Origin of the sequence: Paenibacillus methanolicus (genome assembly GCF_008124765.1) — a bacterium.
In the GTDB taxonomy this organism is placed as follows: domain Bacteria; phylum Bacillota; class Bacilli; order Paenibacillales; family Paenibacillaceae; genus Paenibacillus_Z; species Paenibacillus_Z methanolicus.
The window spans coordinates 23,883-44,309 of record NZ_VNHS01000007.1; the positions used below are offsets into that span (position 1 = coordinate 23,883).

Below are 20,427 nucleotides of genomic sequence, written 5' to 3' on the forward strand. Positions count from 1 at the left end.
TTCAGGATGGGCCGACGCACGTGTCGCTGCTTGGCAGCCGAGCCGATCGGGCCGGCGCGGCAGCCGCGCGTGCAACCGGCCCGTCTCATCTTCGATTAATGGGAGCGATTGGAATTGACATATTATTTGGGCGTGGATGGCGGAGGCAGCAAGACGCTCGCGGTTATCGCGGATGATAAGGGGCGGGTAGTTGGTCGAGGCAAGAGCGGCTGCGGCAACCATCAGATTGGCGTAACCATCGCCGAACAGAGCATCCGGGAAGCGATCGCACTTGCGCTGCGGGAAGCGGAGCTTGCGCAGTCGGACATCACTTATGCGATGTTCGGCCTTGCCGGCGCGGACAGGGAGGCGGACTTTCGAATTTTGCGTCCGCTGGCGACGGGGTTAGGATTCGAGCGGCATGACGTGGTGTGCGATACGGTCATCGGCCTTCGCGCCGGGACGAGGCAGCCGGACGGCGTCGTCATTATATGCGGCAGCGGCACGAACTGCTATGGCGTCAACGCAAGCGGCGAGAGTCTACAGGTCGGCGGCTTCGGCTATGAATTCGGCGATTTCGGCGGCGGGAGCGAACTGGCGGTCGAGGTGTTCCGGACGGTCGTTCGCGCTTGGGAAGGCCGAGAAGAACCGACGAAGCTGACGGCGCTCGCGCTCGAAGCGCTAGGCCATGACTCGGTCGAGTCGATGTTCCATCACTACTTGGACGAGGGCAAGCGGGCGCCGCATACGCTGGCGAAGCTGCTCTTCGAGGCGGCCGACGAGGATGACGCGGCGAGAAGGGTGCTCGCGAAGCAGGGAACCGAGCTTGGACTGGCCGCGCGCGCCGTGATCCGGAAGCTTGGGATGGAGCGGGATGCGTTCGACCTCGTCATGGTCGGCAGCGTATTGACGCGCAGCGACAACCGGCATCTGGTCGCCGCCATCGAGGAACTCGTCCTGCCCGAAGCGCCTGGCTGCACGCTGCGCACGTTGGAACTCGAACCGGCCGCCGGCGCCCTGCTGCTGGCGATGGAGCGAGACGGCCGCGACGTCCGGGAAGCCGTCTACGAACAGCTTCATCTCGACTTGGCGATAAAGGAGCGGGTTGAGTCATGACGCATCATCTGAAAATCGCCGTCATCGGCGGCGGATCTTCCTACACGCCGGAGCTGATCGAAGGTTTCATCCGGAACTATCCGTCGTTCCCGGTGACGGAGATCGTGCTTGTCGATATCGAGCAAGGAGAACGGAAACTGTCGATCGTGGGCCAGCTCGCGCAGCGCATGATCGAGAAGTCTGGATTGCCGATCGCGGTCCGATTGACGCTGGACCGTCGTTCGGCGCTGGAGGGCGCCGCCTACGTGCTGACGCAATTGCGGGTCGGACTGCTCGAGGCGCGCGGCTGGGATGAGTCGATCCCGCTCCGGTACGGATTCCTGGGGCAGGAGACGACCGGCGCGGGCGGCATGATGAAGGCGCTGCGGACGATCCCGGTCCTGCTGGATATTTGCAAGGATATGGAGGAGCTGTGCCCGGATGCGTGGCTGCTTAACTTCGCGAACCCGGCCGGGATGGTGACGGAAGCGATCCTGAAGCATTCGAGTATCCGCTCGATCGGGCTGTGCAACTCGCCGATTGCCGCGTACAAGTGGTTGTCCGGGCTCTATAACGTGCCCGTCGACCGGATCGCCTGCGAATTCGTGGGGCTGAATCATTTGCATTGGATCAGCCGCATCGAGGTGGACGGCGCGTCGAAGCTGGAAGAGATCCTTGGCGGCGGGGAGGCGTATTCGGCGAGCAACGTGCCCCAGCTTGCCTGGAACGAGCGGTTGATCCGGTCCTTGGGCGCGATCCCGTCCTATTACTTGAAGTACTTCTACCTCCATCGCGAGATGCTTGCCGAGCAGCGCGAAGCGCACGGCAGAGGAGAGAACCGGGCGGAGACGGTGAAGCGGCTCGAAGAAGAATTGTTCGAGGTGTATCGTGATCCGGAGCTGTCCCATAAGCCGCCTCAGCTCGAGCAGCGCGGCGGCGCCTATTACTCGGAGGCGGCGGTCCATCTAATGAATTCGCTCTATAACGACGCGGGCGATATGCAGACGCTCAATGTCGCCAATGGCGATACGCTGCCGTTCCTGCCGGCCGACGCCTGCATCGAAGCGAACTGCAAGGTGACGTCGGCCGGGCCGCTCGTACAGCCGGTGACGACCGTTCCCGCGGCGGCGGTCGGTCTCATCCAAGCGGTGAAGACGTATGAGCGTATCGCCATCGAAGCGGCCGTCACCGGCAGCCGCGATACGGCTTTGCTCGCGCTGGCCAGCCATCCGCTGATCGATTCCGCGAGCATGGCCGAGGAGATGCTGGACGAGATGCTGAATCGGAACCGAGCTTACTTGCCGCAATTTTTCCAGACCACTTCGTAACGCAATGGCTGTCCGCCTCATGAGCACTGAGCTCGGAGGCGGGCGGCTTTTTAGCGTGGTAGCGGTCCTGAATGTCCGGAGAGAAATATGCGAGTTGACAATATCTAGGTCCCTCCATATAATAACATTGAATGAACCGTTCAATCAAAAAACCTAAACCCACCCAGGCATCTTTCCTCCCGAATTTATGATTGAGCGAGTCAATTGAAAATGGAGAGGGGATTTATGATGACAAATCAACTGAACCGCAGCAAAGCGATCGTTATCGGTGGAGGTATGGCGGGACTAATGACTGCGCGCGTACTCTCGGATCATTACGCGCAGGTCGTAATCGTCGAGAAGGACGATTTTCCATCCGAGCCTGGTCTTCGCCTGGGTACGCCGCAGGCTTTCCATCCGCATCGCTTCACGGCGCGAGGCAAAGCAATCACGGAACGACTCTTTCCCGGGTTTGAGCAGGATTTGGCGGCACAAGGCTCCCCTTCATCGCTGAACAAAGCCCTGTTTTTCATGAACCAACACGGGAGTCTGGAGATGAAGTATGACCGGGATGATTACAAATTCAGCCGGGCCGTGTTGGAGTGGGTTATCCGCCAGCGCGTATACGCGATTCCGAACGTAGACTTCCTGCCCAAGCACGATGTCATCGGGTTATTGACGACCTCCGATCGGTTAGTCGTGACCGGTATTCAAGCTAGAGATCGCGATCAATCCCTTCAGGAGAAAGCGATTCGAGCTGATCTCGTTATAGATGCGAGCGGGCGGTCGTCCAAACTTTCGGAATGGCTGGAAGACTTGGATTACGAAGTCCCTCAACCGGATCGGTTGAAGGTTTCGCTTGGATACAGCACCCGCCGATATAAAGTGCCGCCGCATCTAACTACCCTAATCGACCAGTGGGATGTCATCAACATTCAAGGAAAGCCTGCCGCCGGTACCTATACAGGCGTGTTCTCCTTTATTGAGCACGGAACGGCCGAAGTGCTGCTCTACCGTCCGGGCGGGAACTACCCTCCGACGGATGCCGACGAATTCGAACACGCCTTGAGCCAGCTGCCGAGTCCCAAAATATCAGAAATCGTGCGCGAGCTGGAACCGATCACTTCTCCTAGAGGCTTCCGAGTCCCGGAGCTGTATTGTCACCGTTATGAGCAGATGTCCCGCTGGCCTGCGGGTTTGCTGGTATTGGGAGATGCTTACTGTATCTATGACCCGATTTTCGGTCAAGGGATGACCGTTGCCGCGATCGCGACGGAAATACTGAATTCCTGCCTGCTGGAACGCCGCGACAATGAACGTCCGGATTGGGAGCGGAACGCGCTTCAACGCATGAAAGAAGCGATCGAACCGGCGTTCTGGCTGAACTGTACGGCCGACCTTCGATGGGAGGGCGTTGCCTACGATGGTTCGGATTCGAGCGCGGGCAATGCTTTTAGCCGGGAATATATGGAGCTGTTTCTCAAACAAGCGACGAGCAAGCCGGATTGGCGGCTTTACGGGCTCTATTGGGCTGTGAATACGCTAACCGTATCCCCTCGTCACATTTTCAATCCGCAAATGGTTGTCGAGGTTCTATCTGACTCGGATGAAGGAAAGGTGCTGCTGTCCGATCTACAACAGAAGGCGGCAAACGGAGAGACGGTCGAGGAGATGCTGGAGGAACTGCTGCCTCGCTTCTCGGAAGCTCCTTTTGAGTAAAAAGGCCGCGATAAGATCTGGTATAATGGAGGAATCAAACAACCAGGTAGAGGAGCTCGAGATAGTGGCACCGTTAAACGATGAACAATTGATTCAGATCCGCGACGAACGACGAGAGCAAATCAAGGCGGCGGCTATACAGGTTTTTGCCCGTAAAGGCATTCTTAGCGCCAAGATGAGCATGATCGCTGAAACCGCGGGCATTAGCAGCGGATTGCTTTACCATTACTTCAAATCGAAAGACGAGTTGTTCACGACTCTCGTGCAAGAGGCGATGTCCGAGTCGGAGATGGGTATCCGAAGCATCTATGAACTACCGGGCACGCCTATCGAGAAAATCAGGGCGTTGACGACAGGAATTCTGGATGTAAGCGGAGCCCCGTACTTCATGCTTATCCACCAAGCGCGTACGTCCGATGGCGTACCGGAGCAAGTCAAGCAGCTTCTGGAGCAATATTCAATGGAGCGGTATATCGATGTCCTGCTTCCGATATTCCAAGAAGGTCAGCAAGCCGGTGAATTACGGGCAGGGGATCCCGGAGAGTTAATTGCTTGTTATTTAACGGTTCTCTCCGGGATCATGGTGATCCATTCGAACGGGATGGAGGACTATCGGATGCCGAAGGTAGATATGCTGCTGCGGTTAATTAGCCCCCTTTAGGTTTCGCTTATATGAAGGAGCATAAGAAGTGAAAGCAACCAGGACGAAGCTGCCGACATGATCGGCAGCTTCATTGCGTTAACAGGCGGGGCAATGCAACTTAAGTTAGCAATCGAGCGTCTAACTGGATGCGAGAATGTCCTGGATCATAATACACTGGATTTTGGAGGTTAACCATTATTCGAATAAAGATAACCTTTGTATCCATTTCGCTCTGGGTTGTTCTTACTGGATGTCAATCGAGCATTAACAGACAGTCCTAGTGATAAAGTTATTGAAGATTTTATTAGCTCGAACAACATCGAAGTTGTCGAATAAGTAAAATACAAACAATACACTGCTATAACCTATAAAAATGACAAGGAAATTGGATTTTATTTGGATCAGTCAGATGGAGGAGCATTTTCAAAACGCGGTTGCTGCTCCTTCTGTCGAAGGGCAGCATAGCGTGGTATTGTTCTAGAGATAGCTCATTGTCTATAGGGTGGTGTGTGAAATAAAAACCTTGATAAAAACTAACTTGCCATTCATTTTAGTATTTTGGTTGGTATCACTTATTCATTCATACATTGTTCCTGTTTGGTGGAGTAGTTTGTTATTTCTCTTGGGTATTCTTCTACTGTTACCAAGCTTACTTGTTCTGACCAACTTTTCTAACGCTCGGAAAGGGAACAAGAAATTCTTCCTTGTCGAATATATAGCGACGATAATTGTACTCCTACTAGGACATCATTTAAGTTACTTTTGCACTTCTAAATACATCATTGGAAATGATATGAACGATGCGACCGAAAAATATTGGCTGCACCAGTTTACCTTTATACTATTTTGTATTTGTACTTTTCTAAGTTTAGTTGCTCAAGTAATCCTTTTGTTTAAATATAAAAATCCGAGGAAAAATTATTCATCTAACGGGAAACGTTAACTCAACCAACCATTTTTGAATTTATTGGGGGGACTGGCTAGATGGCCAATACAATCGATCTGAAACGCAATTTAACGGGGATCGATAGAGAGCCGCCTGACCTGTACATGTCAAATGGCGCCACTTCCCTTTTGCTCGACTTACTTGCCCTGAGCGGCTCTGACAGCGCCATCGCGGATAGAGAAAAAGAGTTCATCATTTGGCTTAATCAACGCGACCAGTCCGTCGTCGGCATCGGGACCGTAAGTTTCAGCATTGATGAAATGCCTTGGACAGTGGAAGATTTTCATGAACATAAAGCATTCTTATTGTCAGTCATTGACCGGGCCGCAAATAAACACCGGTGGTCCGAATTAGAGTACGTACCAGCAGAAGAGTCAGCGCTCCGCATGCTGAAACACTTCCGGTTATTAATTGATGCGTTCCAATTGGAGGACGTCGACCCGGGTGAATACGCGGAGTGGTCGTCAGCGGATGAGGGCGATTCGCGCCCTACAATACCGGTTGATTTTCCCAAGTGCGCTGTACATCGGATCTACTTGTCTTGCCACGGGTGCCTGCTGTGCAATCAACAACTGTGATCCAATCATGTAAAGGAGGTTATGTTGAATCGATATCAATAGTGCAGGGGTTAACAGCAAGTCAAGATATTTAGCAGTTAATTGATACAGCCTCAAAGAATGGTTTTCTAAAGCAGATTAGTAACACAGCTCCGTAACAGGTGCGATAGCGAAATGACCCAACAAAACGAGGCTGCCGATGGGATAGATCGGCGGCCTTTGTCGTGCAAATGGAGACGCTAGCTCCATACAGACAGCGGAAGCCGGCCATGAGGATCGGCTTCTTTTCGTTACGCTACGCGCAGTTTTCCTTACTACAGTAATGTGTTTAAAAAGGCATTTTAGGAAATAGTAACTAAATAAAATAACGCTTTTTGGTAATTGAGGTGAAGCCGTCTAATGAACATTAAACCTATACAAGATCCTGAAAAGCTAAATGAGGTCGGGAAGGGCGTGCTGTCACGATAAGAAAATGCGCGGACAGTTACTGCTTGCGAGTTTTACGGCGCTCATCATTTCCTCATGGCTCGATTTTAACGGAGTTATACTTGGTCTATGGTATTACACAGGACTCGCCATACCGACGATTCCAAGCTATGTACCATGGGATTTTTGTCTTCTCCCTGTATTAATCATGTTCCTCATTCAAGTTAAACCGCAGCTGTCGGCGTACTGGAAAGCAGCCATTTTTCGCTCACTAGTATAGTAGGAGAAACATTTTTTCTATGGCTCGGGTTTTATCGGTTGGTTCATTGGAACTTGCTCTATTCCGTCCCCATTTACTTTGTCCTCTTTCTGATCAGCGAGAGAGTGGGATAGCGAAGACCCGATGAAGTAGCCTGGGTGGGTAAATATACTTTTGCTTTTACATGGTGGCTTTGTCGTTCGGTTTAAGTCTTGCATTCACAGTAATCGGCATCCCCCTGGTTACACGCGTATTGTCAACGACGACAACGTTCATTCAATTCGAACGGACGCAGACGAAATTGTATACGGATATCACGACAGAGCCTTACGAGAGCAAAGGAACAACAGGCGCATCCGTCTGGGCTCAATCCAAATTTGAACTTACGGACCGCCGCAACTGGCGCGCCGTCTTTTGGTTAATGCGAAAGTTTTTGATTGGACTCGTTAGTCTCGCCTGTGCGGCCGTCATCTATGTAGTCCCCTTTGCGTGCCTGTTGGCACCGCTGTTGTATCGGCACATCAAGATGAATTTCATTTTCATAGAGGTCGACACGTTTGCGAATGCCCTTCTTTTCATGGCTGTGGGAGTCGTGCTTGCAGCATTTAGCTCCAAGCTGGCTGATGGTTTGGCGAAAAAAATAGGCGGTTATACACGCAGCATGATTAGGGAGCTCAACCGGTAGCTGTTTTGTCGCCTGTCTTTGCCTTTGTACCTGAACTGAAATATAACGTATCCAACCAAGTCATACAGTATTTTAGGAGGATTATATGAACAAGAAAATCGTTATCGCAATTGCTGCTTCGATGATTACATTGACACTGACTAGTTTTATGGGGAATACCAATGCGACTTCGAAAGCAGAAGCTTCTATTACAATTCCCTGTATTTGGTACTTGAAATGGGCTTTAACGCCCTAGTGTTAGAAGAGGGATGGGACAGAGCATTGGGACTCGATCGCTATGTTCTTACGGGTAAAGGGGACCCCAGCCAATATCTAACGCCTATATTTAACACGAAAGAAATCATAAATTTGCTTCAATGGATGCGCCAATATAATGCGGATCCGAAGCATGCATCCAAAATACGGATCATCGGGATGGATATCCAAACCGTAAATGAGAATGTGTATAACAATATCATCGCGTATGTAAAGAAACATCATCCAAAACTTGTAACTCGTTTCGAAAAAAAGATGAAAGTCCTTATTCCGGTAACGAAGGATATCGATACCTTTGGCGGCCTTAAGAAAGAATATAAAGAGCGATATGTTGCTGATGCGAAACAAATCAGCGCGTTACTAGAACAAAATAAAAGTAAACGGAATGGAAAATCCCGAGAGTTCGCGTGGATCAAACAAAATGCTCGGATTATCGAGCAATTTACGACAATGGCCGCTTCCTATCCGGATAACCCGGAAGACTTCTATTTGAAACATGATATTGCCATGTATGAAAATGCGAAGTGGACCGAAGAACAGGTAGGCAAAACAATCGTGTGGGGCCATAATGGACACGTGTCGAAAACGAATTTGATCCCTTTCATATACCCTAAAGTAGCGGGGCAGCATTTGGCCGAACATTATGGAGAACGGTATGTATCCATTGGAACATCTGTCTTTGAAGGACGTTACAATGTTTATAACCGTAGCCAACAATTCGGGCCCTATGGAACATTAAAATTAGATGATCCGAATAGTTACAACCATACGTTTGGACAAGTCGATTACGACCAGTTTGTTGTTGATTTACGTAAGGCAAGCGGGGTGACAAAAACGTGGCTAAACGAGCAGCATCCCTTTTTCGCCGGCATAACTACCGTAGGTCCGGATATCCCAACAGCGGTTGATGTATCATTAGGTCAAACATTCGATATCCTCGTTCACATTCAGAACGTGAATCCATATCAACTGAATTAATAAAATCGTTACCTCAATGTCGAAAGTTCCTTGCTCAAATCCAATGCGCGTGCGGCGGGGGAAACTATACCCTCCATTTAGGTTAATATTGTAGATAGATAATGTTCAAGATGGCCGCTATACGATAGCGTCCATCTTTTGCTGTTTGCCATCTCCCCTAGGCGATAGAGCACAGCCGAAAATGTCATATGACATTTTTACACTGGTAGGGTTGACGCAAAAAGCCGCATGATGCGGATATGACACTATAAACCGTCTATAGGTTCATGCAATGGTCGTGCCCGCATGAAGGTTTAGACTATAATAGGATGGGAAACAAAACAGATGCTGCTTAGTGGTGGAACGACTTGTTGGATATGGTGAAACAATGGGTTTGGTATGATTGGATTATGCTGGGGCTCCGCCTTATTACTAGCTTTTCACTCATCTTTACGACGATAAGTTTTCGTGACGGTTTGGCGCTGCCTCTGTGGATCGTCATTTTTTTAGAGATTGCCGCTTTCTCTATTCCATGGGTTTGTTTGCAGCTGAACTATAAATATTATCTATTCACGGAAATCCTGCTATTTGGCGGACTATGCATTCATTTAACTTCGCTATTTCCGGGAGCCTATCTTACATTCCTGGTATCCGCTTTTCTTACCGCGGCGAATAGCGCTCGTCAGTCCTATCGTTGGACGGCCCCGGCAACCGTCTTTATATTGCCGGGAATTTTCCATGCGGTTGCGCCAAGCAACGGCTATTGGTTCATGGTCACCTACTATGGACTTGCTTATGTGATGGGATTCGCTTTTCATTTGTTGATCGTCAATCATCGGCAGAATACAACGATCCGCAAGCAAAATAAGGTGCTTGAGCAATATATGTCCCAAATCGAACGCATTACGCTGGCAGAAGAACGAAACCGGCTGTCGAGGGAACTTCACGATACCGTCGGTCATGCTTATACATCCATCATCATGGGAATGGAAACGCTGCGTTCCGAGCTTGCTACCGAGACCGGTACGAAGAGGCTGGATTCCTTGTTGGAGCTGGGCCGCAATAGTATCGAGGAAGTGAGGCGATACCTGCATCAAATGGAGTCTGCGCAGCAACCGCTCTCCTTGGTCAATTCTTTGCAAAAGCTTGGCGATGAATTTCAAGCGCATGCCCAAGTCGACGTGAACGTTAGCGCGTACGGCGAGGAGTACCCGCTGTCCCGGCAAGCGAAAATGACATTCATCCGCTGTTTGCAGGAGTCGCTGACCAATGCGGTTCGACACGGCCAGGCAACGGGAATTACCGTTACGCTGCAATTCGCGCAGCAATATACGAGGCTCGAGGTGCAGGATAACGGAAGAGGGATGGAAGAATGGCGAGAGGGCTTTGGCATGAACGCGATGAAGGAGCGGGCGATGAATCTGCAAGGTCAAGTGTCCATCTATACGAGGCCGGGAGATGGGACGCTTGTCGTCTGTAATTTGCCCAGACCAGCGGAAAAGGCGGAAGAACTTATTCGTCTGCTGGTTGCCGACGATCAACCGATTATTCGGGAAAGTCTGCGGGCATTGTTTGACGATGACCAAGATCTCGACGTAGTCGGATTGGCTGAGGATGGCGAGCGAGCCGTCGACCTGTGCGAAACGCTTCAGCCCCACGTGGTGCTTATGGATTTAGATATGCCGCGCATGGACGGAGTACAGGCAACCAAATTGATCAAGCAGCAATGGCCGCATATCCGTGTATTGATTTTTACGACGTTTCAGGATACGGACCAAGCGTTGGACTTATTGCGTCACGGCGCGGACGGTTTCCTCTTGAAATCGGCCGCACCGCTTGAGGTGGCGGATACGATTCGGCTTGTTCACCGAATTCGATGGGAGCAGCCAATCTCCGCCATTGAAAGCTGCCGCCGACTATGAGCTGACCGTCAGGGAAGTCGAAATCTTGCAGCTTGTTGCCAAAGGGCTGAGGTACAAGACGATCGCCTCCAAACTGAATTTGTCGGACGGTACGGTCAGAAACTACGCCTCCTCTGCCTATATCAAGCTAGGCGTACACAATAGGGAAGAGGCTTCCCAGAAAGCACTGGATATCGGGATCATTCATTAAGTTAGGACTTGTATGCATTCCGGCGAAAAGAAGGGGTTAGTTCAGACTTCTCTAGGAGCAGTGTGCCGCCGCGCAGCTGCTCCTTCCGTCGTCGAGAATCAGGCAGGATACTTCAAATATGTGTTAATATGGTAAGAACCATTATTGTTAAAATCGAGGTGTTATTGTTGGCTAAATTAGCTTGTAAATGTGGTAATTTGCTTTCTACTAGCGCATGTCCAAATGATATACAGTTACGAGTATTTACTGATTCTGAGTTCGATGAAGTTCTAAAATTGGACTCCGTATATGATATCCCGTTACCGAAAAACGATTGGTGGAGATGTCCTCGATGTGAAAGGATTTACGTTTTTGAAGGAACTAAACTAATTTGGACCTATGTTTTGGAGAAGGATTGATTCAGCTTACAGGAGACGATAGTTGATTGTCGGAGAAGTGTATAATGATGATTAATTCGTTATAGCAAAGGGGAGTTAACATGCCATATATCAACTTACAGGTAACCAAAGGTGCTAATCGCGAGCAAAAGGCGCAGATAGTTAAGGAGTTTACGGAAACACTTGTAACTGTTCTTGGCAAAAAGCCTGAACATATTCATATCGTTATACAGGAGATCGAAGAGGAAAATTGGGGATTTGAAGGTGTTCTAACTGATGACTACCGAAAGAGAGAAAAATGAATACCGTCGTCGCAGCTACTCTCCTTCGCTTGTTGGAGTAACGGAGAACAATAGCTTAGAGCCACAGAGCAGCTTGCCATCGCGGCAGCTGCTCTTTCTTTACTTGCCATGAAACTTAAATCTTAGCTTTACTTATAACTTGTCCTTTTTCCGAGTTGAAAAAGGTAAGCTGTTCATATTAAAGAAGAGGGACTTTGAAAATATACACCTTTCTTTTCATGGATGAGAGTGATACACCGAGCAATTTGTTCTACCCCTTGCGTGATCAGGTTTTCCTCAACTTGAGAAACACTCAAACGAAGCATATTTTCCTTTCTGTATTCGGGTAAAAACATCCTTGTTGAATCATCTACAAAGATATTCTCTTGTAACAATAAATGAACCATTTGTTTAGCCTTTATTAGTTCAGGAAGAAATACGGTTAAATAAAATCCTGAAGTAGGTTTTGAATAGGAAGTATCAGAAGGTAAATATCGCTCACATGCATCCTGAAGTAACTGCATTTTTCTTTGATATCGTTCTTTGATTTTTTTGATGTGCGCATTAAACATACCGTTCTTTAAGTAAATTTCCAATGCTCCTTGAGAAAGAGCCGAGCTATTGAAATCTGCGCTGAATTTGTATCTCAAAAATGTGCTAACCATTAAATGAGGCAATATCGCTACTCCAAGTCTTAATCCAGGAAGCATGATTTTGGAGAAACTCTTCATATAAATGACTCTGCCGGAAGGATCATAAGCGAACATGGGGTCGGATTTCGGGTTTGGATCAAGTGAACCCAAGTAATCATCTTCAACGATGTAAACATCGTATTTTTGTGCTAGCTCTACAATTCTCTTCTTTTGTTCGTTTGTATAGCTGTATCCGAGTGGATTATGAAACCTTGGTACAGTATAAAAAAATTTAATTTGATTGTTTCGGAATATAAACTCTAAGCGATTCAAATCAATGCCATCCCTTGTACGATCAATTCCAAAAGCGGTTTTATTATGGAGTTGAACGGAATCGATAAGACCAAAATAGGTAGGTTGTTCGAGTAAAATATTATCCTTTCCATTCGGAAATGGCATGGACACCAACAGATTAAGAGCTTGTTGCGATCCCGATACAATAGACAATCTCTCCGGAACAGTGAATACCTGTAAATCCTGTAGATGTTTTACGAGTTGGAGGCGAAGCGAGTAAAACCCTTGTTGATCCGAGTAATTAAACAGTTCATCTTTATACATGTCGATCGCTTGGTTTAAACAATGCTGGAAATCAAGGTAGGGCATTGCTTCTTTATCCGGACCAGCAGACAAAAAATCGATCTTCTTGTTCATGATATCGGATTTAGTCGATTGAGATTCATTTACAACGTAATATCCACTTTTAGGAACAGAATAAATCAAATGTTCTTTTTCTAATTCGTTAAAAGCTCGTATTATCGTGTTTTTACTACAACTAAAGCGTTCGGACAATTGTCGAATAGAAGGAAGTTTATTCCCAGCTCCCAGCTGTCCGCTTATCACTTGTCCCTTAATTACATCCATGATTTGGTTGTATTTTGTATCCATTAGCGAGAGGCCTCTTTTCTGTACCTGTACAGATGAATATAATCACCATATATTAACTTTCGAAGTGTTAGTATACTCTAAGTGTACGGAGATAGATATAAAAAACAAGGAGGTTCAAATATGGAATGGCACAAAGATCATTATTTAATTTGTTGCGGTTTTGAAAGAATGGATACAGATGCAGTATATGAGCTGCTGTCTAATAGTTACTGGGCTTCAGAGCGACCCAAGGATGTTATTGTTCAAAGTATGCGCAACTCCATATGTTTTGGTTTGTTTGAAGATGGGAAACAGATCGGTTTTGCAAGAGTTATTACGGATCATGTCGTTTTCGCTTGGGTTTGTGATGTCATTATTGATCCTCATTTTCGTGGGAAAGGACTTGGTAAATGGCTGTTGAGTTGTATAGTGGAACATCCGGATTTGCAAGTGAAGACAACCGGACTTTTCACAAAAGATGCGCACACATTTTATGAGCAGTATAATTTCAAATCTGTGGACACCATGCAGCGGGTAGTACATGACCCTAAGTGTTGGAACAATTTAAGCTCTGTTAACTGATTATAGAGGGCATCTTGAACCGATCCAGGAGCAAAGGTGCAGCGGAACGGGAAAGAGGATTCGAGTATCCAACGTGGCGCTTTATGACCGTTTATCTGAGACTGTTTGGCCAAATGGATAAACAATTATATGGAGCAGTGGGCGTTGAGTTAACGGAGAACGTTCAATATGACGCCGCGGCAGCCGGTCACTCTGATCGGCTGCTTTTTCGTTGCGCTAACGGGCAGCGGATTTCCGATATATGGTATTAATCTTGTTAGCATTGGGTGTCCAAATATGATATATCGGGAGGAAGAGAATATGAGTAAAATGAAAGAGTTTCAAAGGCTATACGAATGTTCTCGAAAAGGCCGGCTTCCACATCATTGCTGTGCATGAGTAGAGCGGTAGGACATTTTCAAAGTACATGCCCAAAAAAACACCGCTATCATGCTAATCAAGGCCCCCAGTATGCACACGCCGAACCACCCCGCCCAAAAATACACCCAGGTTGACGCTACTGCACCTGTTGCGCTTCCAAAGGAATAAAAGATCATGTACCCTGCGGTTAGCCTGCTCCTCGCTTCTGGACGAACACTTAATATCATACTCTGATTCGTAACGTGAACCGCCTGCACCGCGAAATCCAACATAACGACACCTATGATAAATAGCAACATGGAATGCTGTAGCAACCCTATTGGTAGCCAAGAAAACATTAACAGTAACAAAGCGATGCCCGTCGTCCGTTGCCCTAACCCCCGGTCTGCCATTCGTCCCGCACTGCTGGCGGCCAACGCCCCCGCTATACCAGCAAGGCCAAACAATCCAATGACGCTGTGGCTGAACGAAAGTGGAGGGGAGCTCATCGGCAATACCATTGAGGACCATAAAATACTAAAGTCCGAAAAAATGAAGAAGGCAAGTAGTCCGCGAATTCGCAATAGCGGTATTTGAACGAATAAATCCTTCAAGGAGCTAAGCATTCCCCGATACGTGTTTTGACTTGGCGGACGCCGTGTAGCAGGTGTAACGGTCAGGAATAGATAAGCCATGCAGATCATGATTACTGCCGTGACTATATAAACGGATCGCCATCCGGCTATATCCGCTAAGGTGCCTGAGAAGGTGCGGCCAAGTAGAATCCCTAGTACGATACCGCTCGTAACGACCCCAATGGCCCGGCCACGACTGTGCAACGGTGCCCGATTAGCGGCAAGTGCAACAAGGACTTGCGCAACTACAGCTTGGAACCCAACCATTCCCATGCCGATGAACAGAAACCAAGTATTCGAAGCTAACGCAACGATACTTAAAGCGATCGCTATCAACACCAGCATCCCGGTTACAAGCCGGCGCGGGTCAAGCAAATCCCCTAGCGGAACCAGGAAAAACAGCCCAAACGCATAACACAACTGTGTCACTGTTACTACCGTGCCGATGATCGTGCTATGGATGCCAAATTCTAAAGCAATCGCATCAAGCAAAGGTTGGGAATAATAAACCGTGGCTACAGCCGAACCGCAGATGACCGAATACAGTAAAAGCGCTGCTCTCGAAAGTTGAGCTTCTGACTCCCTGTAATTCGCACGGAGCTTCGGGGAACTTGACATTGATAAACCTCCCTCATTTGTACCGATCGGTTTTTTATTTTCGAGTCTAATTAACTCATGAAAATTCAATGATGTCAACGAAATATTGACTGTTACGAAACGCTTCGGTATCATATACTTATGTTTATATATCACGTTTAATGTACCGATCGGTTTTTTATTGGGAGGCGTTATGGCTAAAGCTCGCGAGTTTGATGAACAAAAGGCACTGACAGAAGCCATGCATGTTTTTTGGGAAAAAGGGTACGAGGCTACTTCGCTAAGTGACTTGACATCTCGCATGGGGATTCAGAAATCTAGTTTATATGCTGCATACGGAGACAAATTGTCTTTGTTTGAATCAGCGCTTCGTACTTATAACCAATTACATGCTAAATCCGTTCGCTTGAAGCTTAACAAAATGACTAGTGTCAAGACTGCTTTCGAGCTCTTGTTTCTGGAAGGGGCTTTACCTAACGGAACGCATGAGCGGAATGGTTGCTTCTGCATTAATACAATGGTGGAGTTAGCTCCGCACGATGCGAAGTTTGAAATTTTAACACGAGAGCATCAACAATACTTGGCAGCGATATTTGAAGATACGCTTGAACGGGGGGTAACCTCCGGAGAGATCGATGGATCGGTCAACTGCAGGGCAATAGCTCATTCCCTTGTGGCAGCTTTTATCGGAATAACCGTATTAAAGAAATCAAATCCTAATCGGGAATGGATCGATAACTGCGTCAACTCAGCGCTGTCGTTACTCACCGCTCCCACACTAAGTAACGGGCAGAAGAGTTGAATGGAAGTCTGCGTATCGGCTCAGTTGGAAGCATTGCAAAAAACAGGGGACGGGCTGCCTTGGCAGCTGCACCCTGTTTCCATGCTTTCTGCTAATTCCAAATCTAACGTCGGCTTATCGGCGTTCCTTGCGCTCCGTTCGAAAAAGCTTCCCATGTCTCCCAAGTGGCTAAACGATCAGCATAGACTCCGCGCACTAAAGGCAAGACCCCTGCGCCGACCGCAAACCGCAGAGGTGGGTCCTCGGCGTCTATGATTTGAAGAATCGCTTCGGCCGTCGCATTCGGATCGCCTCGTTCTTCTGTCGATAACCGAACGGACACCCGATTTCGAAGTTCAGCGTAGACTTCCAATTCCTGTGATGTCTTCATGGAAAGGGGGCTTCCAAAGTCGGTTGCAAAGGCGCCCGGCTCGAGCAACGTGACCTTAATGCCGAAGCTTTTTACCTCTTGAGCAAGGCTATCGTGCAGTGCTTCGACTGCCCATTTGGAAGCGCAATAGAAGCCGATGAGCGGTGCCGCAACAATCCCCATGGCACTTGAGACGCCGAGAATGTGCCCGCTGCCCTGTAGTCGAAGCAGAGGCAGAGCAGCTTGGATGACACGAAGCATACCAAAGTAATTGGCGTCAAAGAGTTCGCGGACGTCGGATTCGTTAGCCTCCTCAGTCGTGCCAACCAGTGTGTAACCGGCATTGTTTAGGACGACATCCAGCCTGCCGAAATGCGCATGAGCCTGCTGAACGACATGCTCGACCTGCCGGGAATCGGTTACATCGAGCGTTAAGGGGAGAACAGCGTCTCCAAAACGTTCCTTAAGTTCGGCGATGCTTTCCGGTGTGCGCGCGGTCGCGGCAACCTTATCCCCGCGAGAGAGTGCGGCCTCCGCCCAAATGCGCCCTAATCCGTGAGAGGCTCCTGTAATGAACCAGACTTTGTTTTCCATCGTATTCTCCTCCAATACAGTTTCTGTGTGTAGTATTTTTCAAGCTTCTGTTTTCTCTTTCGTTCTTCTCTAATGTTACGGCTTAGCAGCTTGGTGCGGAATTTCAAATAAGTTAGCATGGTATTAACTTATGGTTTACGCAAAAGGAGGAGCCTTCCTGAATGATTGAGCAACTGAAGACTTTTGTTCAAGTGGCGGAGTCCGGAAGCTTCTGCCAACGCCGGCCAACAACAAAGATAAGGATAAGGATTGAGGGCTGTCATGGTTGAGCTATCTGGGAACGATAGTTGGATAAGCAACCAGGACGAAGCTGCTGGCACCACCGGCAACTTCACTAGGTAACGGGCAGCATTCAATAGAGTAGTATCACGCAATGAATGGAAGGATACGAATAAGAGGGATCTTCGTGTATTCTTTTCATGCTCAAAAAAATGGTATACATATAGGATATGGACAAAGGGGGAGAAGCAGTGATAGAACTGGATGCTGATGAATTAGCTGAGTTGATCAATGCGATCCGTGAAGGAGAAGAAAATCCTGATATTATCGAAAGAATAAAAAGTAGTTTGTATTATCCAGAGGCGATTAAGTTCATTTTTGAAGCTGATAAAGATACGTCTACGCATGTCATTATGGATATGATTTATAACTACGTTCCTGATGTCCTGCCGCCCAAGCTAACTAAGAAGGAAATCACAGAGTTGGTTGGCAGAATGATTTCCTGTGAATACAATGACCCTGATTTCTTCCGATGGTATTTTGATATCAATCGGAGCGTAGCTGATCCTGAATGGTTTTCAAAATTGGATCGAAGTCATGATGGGCTTTCATCAGAGGAAATAGTTGAAGAAATCATCTCTTATCAACCGATCATTTTGCCATATCCGTTGAAGGATTCATCGGAAAGAGAGTAATTCGGGTTGATGCGATGAGTGAGGAAACAAACGGAGCCTTATCCATTAACCTAAACGGGTAACGTTAGCTCAATACAATCAGCAACAGCCGGCCACGAAGACCGGCTGCTTTTTCGTTGCGCTAACGGGCAGTTTAGTTCCAATATATGTTAGAATAAGAGTGCCCTACTAAGGGTTGGTCATTGAATATGCGAGCTGACGTCGGGGGTGCTTTAATGAGTGTAATAAAGATGATAAATAGCCACGTGAGTGGTGCTTTTGCAAGTCTAGGATTTCATCATGAAAAGATTCCAGGCAAACCTACCTGCATGTTTTTGAGAGAATTGAACGGATTCAAACCGCAATACATTGAGTTTGAACAGAGTGATTGGACCAAAAATGCTATTAGAGTTAATTATTACACAGCTGGAAAAAGCACTTGTGGCCGTTCCTTAATTGGGGAAACCGTAGATCAGTGGTATATATTTGAAAACGAACAGGACGTCAAACGAATCCTAGATCATGTTATTGAAGTAACGGAAACACATGCTATTGCATGGTTTGAGAATAATGTGGAGGCCGCAGATAGAATAAAAGAAATCAAAAATTTAGATCAGCTGCTCTCTCCAAAAGTACAAGTCAAGACAATGAACTATATACAGCAAAATAATATAGACCTTAATCGGTCTGATACGATTCAAATTTTAGAAGAGCTGCTCATAAAACAATCAGACAATGATACCTTGCTTTATTCCACATTCATTCTTGGTGAGATTGTTAAAAACCTCTTAGGGGGAGCTTGGGAAGTGACAAAGGACGGAGTACCAATTGTCCGTGATATAGGGGGAACGTCAATCGCTCAACTATTACGTCCCGAAAGAAGTATATTATCTTTCGTCAATAATCCTAGAAAAGGATGGCTTACCTCCCGGTTTGAATTGTATTTGAATTTAATGAATCATTAAGTGGCTAAGCTTGAACCAACGATATATCCATCAGAGGCAACCAGCCATATTGTCATTGAAGTAACGGGCAGGATAATTCGATGACTGGTCGAATGGTTACTTGTAGAATATGAACTTTTGAGGGGTTGTATATGGCACGGACAAGAAAGTCATTTAAGGATCAAGCACTAGAACTACTGCAAATATTTGAGATGAGCATAGAACATATCGGATTCCCCCAATCAGAATTAGACTGGATAAACAAGTTCTATGATAGAAAATGTACAGATGAAGAGTCAGCAATAAAAAATCGTATAGTGATGGTTCATATTGAGTTTTTTGGAGGGATGAATTTTAAGGACCGGAATGACCAGAGAAATAAGATTTTGGCAAGTCAGCTATCAGAAGAAATTAGTGAAATAAAACAACTTCTTGAGAAACTTCGATAGCACCATTACGCTATCGGAGAACGATAGCTTGATGAACAATGCGGCAGCCGTTTTCATTGAAGTAACGAGTTATGCTCAATACAACGATGTAACCATACCATCCTTTATCACGCGCTCCCTCTATATGGCTGTGTAATATACCGTGCGGGTTCGGAGATGTGTTTGTGATTATGTCACAGACCGAGACGCCATTAACATGTATATTGTGATCAGGCCAATCATTGATAGGGAAGGGAGTAACCGTGGTATGAAGAATGTTGGCGGTTTTGAGCGTGGGTTTCGGATCATTTTGGGGCTAGGAATACTCTCGCTATTGGTTTTCTTATCAGGATCTGTTCGATTTATTGGACTTGTTGGAATATTTCCTTTATGGACGGGGGTTACACGGTTCTGCTTCATGAATAAATTGTTGGGCCGTAATTCGTGTAAGCTCTCACTCTAAGAACTTATGGGCACCCCATAAAGGGTGGCCATAAGACTTGCCGTTACAGTCAGCGCGGTGAACCGTATCACAGAGAAGCTTGGTCATTGAACCATAGGGGAACGATAGTTCAGCAATATAAAGTGAGCAGACCACCGCGGCGCTGCTCACTTTTTCATTGAACGAATAGGTTATCTTAAATTTTAATAATCACGTTACCTCTTTTACGTGCGGTCTCAACATACATGTGAGCGTCCGGCAGGCGTTCCAGAAGATATCGACGATCGATCACGGCGTTAATCGCTCCCTTTTTTACGAGTTCCAAGAGAAACGCCAAATTCGCTTTGTTTTGCAAAAGGCCGGTTGTTGCGAAAATAGCCCGTTTGCTTTTAAACAAGGAAGTCCACAACATGTGTACAAGACAGATAGATCCCTTTGTTCATAAGTACGCGTTTGCATGTACAAAGGAGCTTTTGCCGACCGCATCAAAAATAACATCCTACGCTTTATCCGCCTTCGTAAAATCCTCTCGGTAATAATCTATAGCATAATCGGCCCCTGCTTTTCTTACGAGAGCTTCGTTGGCAGCCGAGCAAACGCCGGTTAATTCGCGCCATAGTATCTGGCTAATTCCGCATGCGCGCCGAAGTTTTTGGCGCTGCGATCCT

General features: G+C 47.3%; 18 protein-coding genes and 3 pseudogenes. 17 read left to right on the forward strand and 4 right to left on the reverse strand.

What is annotated here, in order from left to right; all coding sequences use genetic code 11:
- Positions 1 to 114: 114 nt before the first annotated feature.
- The 11 genes and pseudogenes from BCM02_RS18490 to BCM02_RS18535 all read left to right on the forward strand — a co-directional run bounded on the left by BCM02_RS18490 (position 115) and on the right by BCM02_RS18535 (position 11,619).
- Positions 115 to 1,095, forward strand: coding sequence for an N-acetylglucosamine kinase (locus tag BCM02_RS18490; RefSeq protein WP_148930613.1), 981 nt, complete (start codon positions 115 to 117; stop codon positions 1,093 to 1,095).
- A complete protein-coding gene (locus tag BCM02_RS18495; RefSeq protein ID WP_148930614.1) occupies positions 1,092 to 2,402 on the forward strand; it encodes a 6-phospho-beta-glucosidase in 1,311 nt (436 codons plus the stop codon). Before BCM02_RS18490 ends, BCM02_RS18495 begins: the two co-directional genes overlap by 4 nt.
- A 225-nt stretch (positions 2,403 to 2,627) precedes the next feature.
- Positions 2,628 to 4,100 carry an NAD(P)/FAD-dependent oxidoreductase gene (locus BCM02_RS18500; RefSeq protein ID WP_246183446.1) on the forward strand — a complete coding sequence of 491 codons (1,473 nt, stop codon included), beginning with the start codon at positions 2,628 to 2,630 and terminating at the stop codon, positions 4,098 to 4,100.
- A 64-nt stretch (positions 4,101 to 4,164) separates the two neighbouring features.
- A complete protein-coding gene (locus tag BCM02_RS18505; protein WP_148930616.1) occupies positions 4,165 to 4,761 on the forward strand; it encodes a TetR/AcrR family transcriptional regulator in 597 nt (198 codons plus the stop codon).
- A gap of 966 nt (positions 4,762 to 5,727) precedes the next feature.
- Positions 5,728 to 6,267, forward strand: a complete 540-nt coding sequence (locus BCM02_RS18510; protein ID WP_148930617.1) for a hypothetical protein — start codon at positions 5,728 to 5,730, stop codon at positions 6,265 to 6,267.
- 451 nt (positions 6,268 to 6,718) lie between these two features.
- On the forward strand, positions 6,719 to 6,952 hold the full coding sequence (locus BCM02_RS36625; protein WP_425466189.1) for a CBO0543 family protein: 234 nt from the start codon (positions 6,719 to 6,721) through the stop codon (positions 6,950 to 6,952).
- A gap of 148 nt (positions 6,953 to 7,100) precedes the next feature.
- Positions 7,101 to 7,616 (forward strand): annotated as a pseudogene (locus tag BCM02_RS18515) (sensor domain-containing protein); the annotation flags it as partial.
- An 85-nt stretch (positions 7,617 to 7,701) separates the two neighbouring features.
- A complete protein-coding gene (locus BCM02_RS36630) occupies positions 7,702 to 7,851 on the forward strand; it encodes a hypothetical protein (RefSeq protein ID WP_425466190.1) in 150 nt (49 codons plus the stop codon).
- A pseudogene (locus BCM02_RS18520) lies at positions 7,818 to 8,849 on the forward strand (erythromycin esterase family protein); the annotation flags it as partial. The gene BCM02_RS36630 and the pseudogene BCM02_RS18520, both read left to right, overlap by 34 nt.
- Before the next feature lie 347 nt (positions 8,850 to 9,196).
- Positions 9,197 to 10,940, forward strand: a pseudogene (locus BCM02_RS18525) (response regulator).
- 478 nt (positions 10,941 to 11,418) lie between these two features.
- A complete protein-coding gene (locus tag BCM02_RS18535) occupies positions 11,419 to 11,619 on the forward strand; it encodes a tautomerase family protein (protein WP_148930619.1) in 201 nt (66 codons plus the stop codon).
- 173 nt (positions 11,620 to 11,792) lie between these two features.
- Here BCM02_RS18535 and BCM02_RS18540 read toward each other — a convergent pair whose 3' ends face one another.
- Positions 11,793 to 13,175: an aminotransferase-like domain-containing protein gene (locus BCM02_RS18540; protein WP_148930620.1), complete on the reverse strand. Its 1,383-nt coding sequence runs from the start codon at positions 13,173 to 13,175 to the stop codon at positions 11,793 to 11,795.
- A 120-nt stretch (positions 13,176 to 13,295) separates the two neighbouring features.
- On the opposite strand from BCM02_RS18540, the gene BCM02_RS18545 reads away from it, so the two are divergent.
- The gene (locus BCM02_RS18545; protein ID WP_148930621.1) at positions 13,296 to 13,736 is read left to right on the forward strand and encodes a GNAT family N-acetyltransferase; all 441 of its coding nucleotides are present in this window, start codon (positions 13,296 to 13,298) and stop codon (positions 13,734 to 13,736) included.
- A 362-nt stretch (positions 13,737 to 14,098) separates the two neighbouring features.
- Here BCM02_RS18545 and BCM02_RS18550 read toward each other — a convergent pair whose 3' ends face one another.
- The gene (locus BCM02_RS18550) at positions 14,099 to 15,328 is read right to left on the reverse strand and encodes an MFS transporter (RefSeq protein WP_148930622.1); all 1,230 of its coding nucleotides are present in this window, start codon (positions 15,326 to 15,328) and stop codon (positions 14,099 to 14,101) included.
- 172 nt (positions 15,329 to 15,500) lie between these two features.
- Here BCM02_RS18550 and BCM02_RS18555 point away from each other — a divergent pair, with 172 nt between their 5' ends.
- Positions 15,501 to 16,109, forward strand: a complete 609-nt coding sequence (locus BCM02_RS18555; RefSeq protein ID WP_148930623.1) for a TetR/AcrR family transcriptional regulator — start codon at positions 15,501 to 15,503, stop codon at positions 16,107 to 16,109.
- 103 nt (positions 16,110 to 16,212) lie between these two features.
- Here the strand turns inward: BCM02_RS18555 and BCM02_RS18560 are convergent, their stop codons facing one another.
- Positions 16,213 to 17,052: an SDR family NAD(P)-dependent oxidoreductase gene (locus BCM02_RS18560; RefSeq protein ID WP_148930624.1), complete on the reverse strand. Its 840-nt coding sequence runs from the start codon at positions 17,050 to 17,052 to the stop codon at positions 16,213 to 16,215.
- A gap of 470 nt (positions 17,053 to 17,522) precedes the next feature.
- Between BCM02_RS18560 and BCM02_RS18565 the strand changes: the two genes are divergently transcribed.
- From BCM02_RS18565 to BCM02_RS18580, 4 genes are all read left to right on the forward strand, one after another.
- Positions 17,523 to 17,966 carry a hypothetical protein gene (locus BCM02_RS18565; protein WP_148930625.1) on the forward strand — a complete coding sequence of 148 codons (444 nt, stop codon included), beginning with the start codon at positions 17,523 to 17,525 and terminating at the stop codon, positions 17,964 to 17,966.
- 215 nt (positions 17,967 to 18,181) lie between these two features.
- On the forward strand, positions 18,182 to 18,910 hold the full coding sequence (locus BCM02_RS18570; RefSeq protein WP_148930626.1) for a hypothetical protein: 729 nt from the start codon (positions 18,182 to 18,184) through the stop codon (positions 18,908 to 18,910).
- A 131-nt stretch (positions 18,911 to 19,041) separates the two neighbouring features.
- Complete coding sequence (locus BCM02_RS18575) at positions 19,042 to 19,338, forward strand: hypothetical protein (RefSeq protein ID WP_148930627.1); 297 nt, start codon at positions 19,042 to 19,044, stop codon at positions 19,336 to 19,338.
- A gap of 247 nt (positions 19,339 to 19,585) precedes the next feature.
- Positions 19,586 to 19,780: a YgaP family membrane protein gene (locus BCM02_RS18580; protein WP_148930628.1), complete on the forward strand. Its 195-nt coding sequence runs from the start codon at positions 19,586 to 19,588 to the stop codon at positions 19,778 to 19,780.
- 175 nt (positions 19,781 to 19,955) lie between these two features.
- On the opposite strand, the gene BCM02_RS36635 is transcribed toward BCM02_RS18580, so the two are convergent.
- Positions 19,956 to 20,171, reverse strand: coding sequence for a zinc-binding dehydrogenase (locus BCM02_RS36635; protein ID WP_148930629.1), 216 nt, complete (start codon positions 20,169 to 20,171; stop codon positions 19,956 to 19,958).
- Between the last annotated feature and the right edge of the window lie 256 nt (positions 20,172 to 20,427).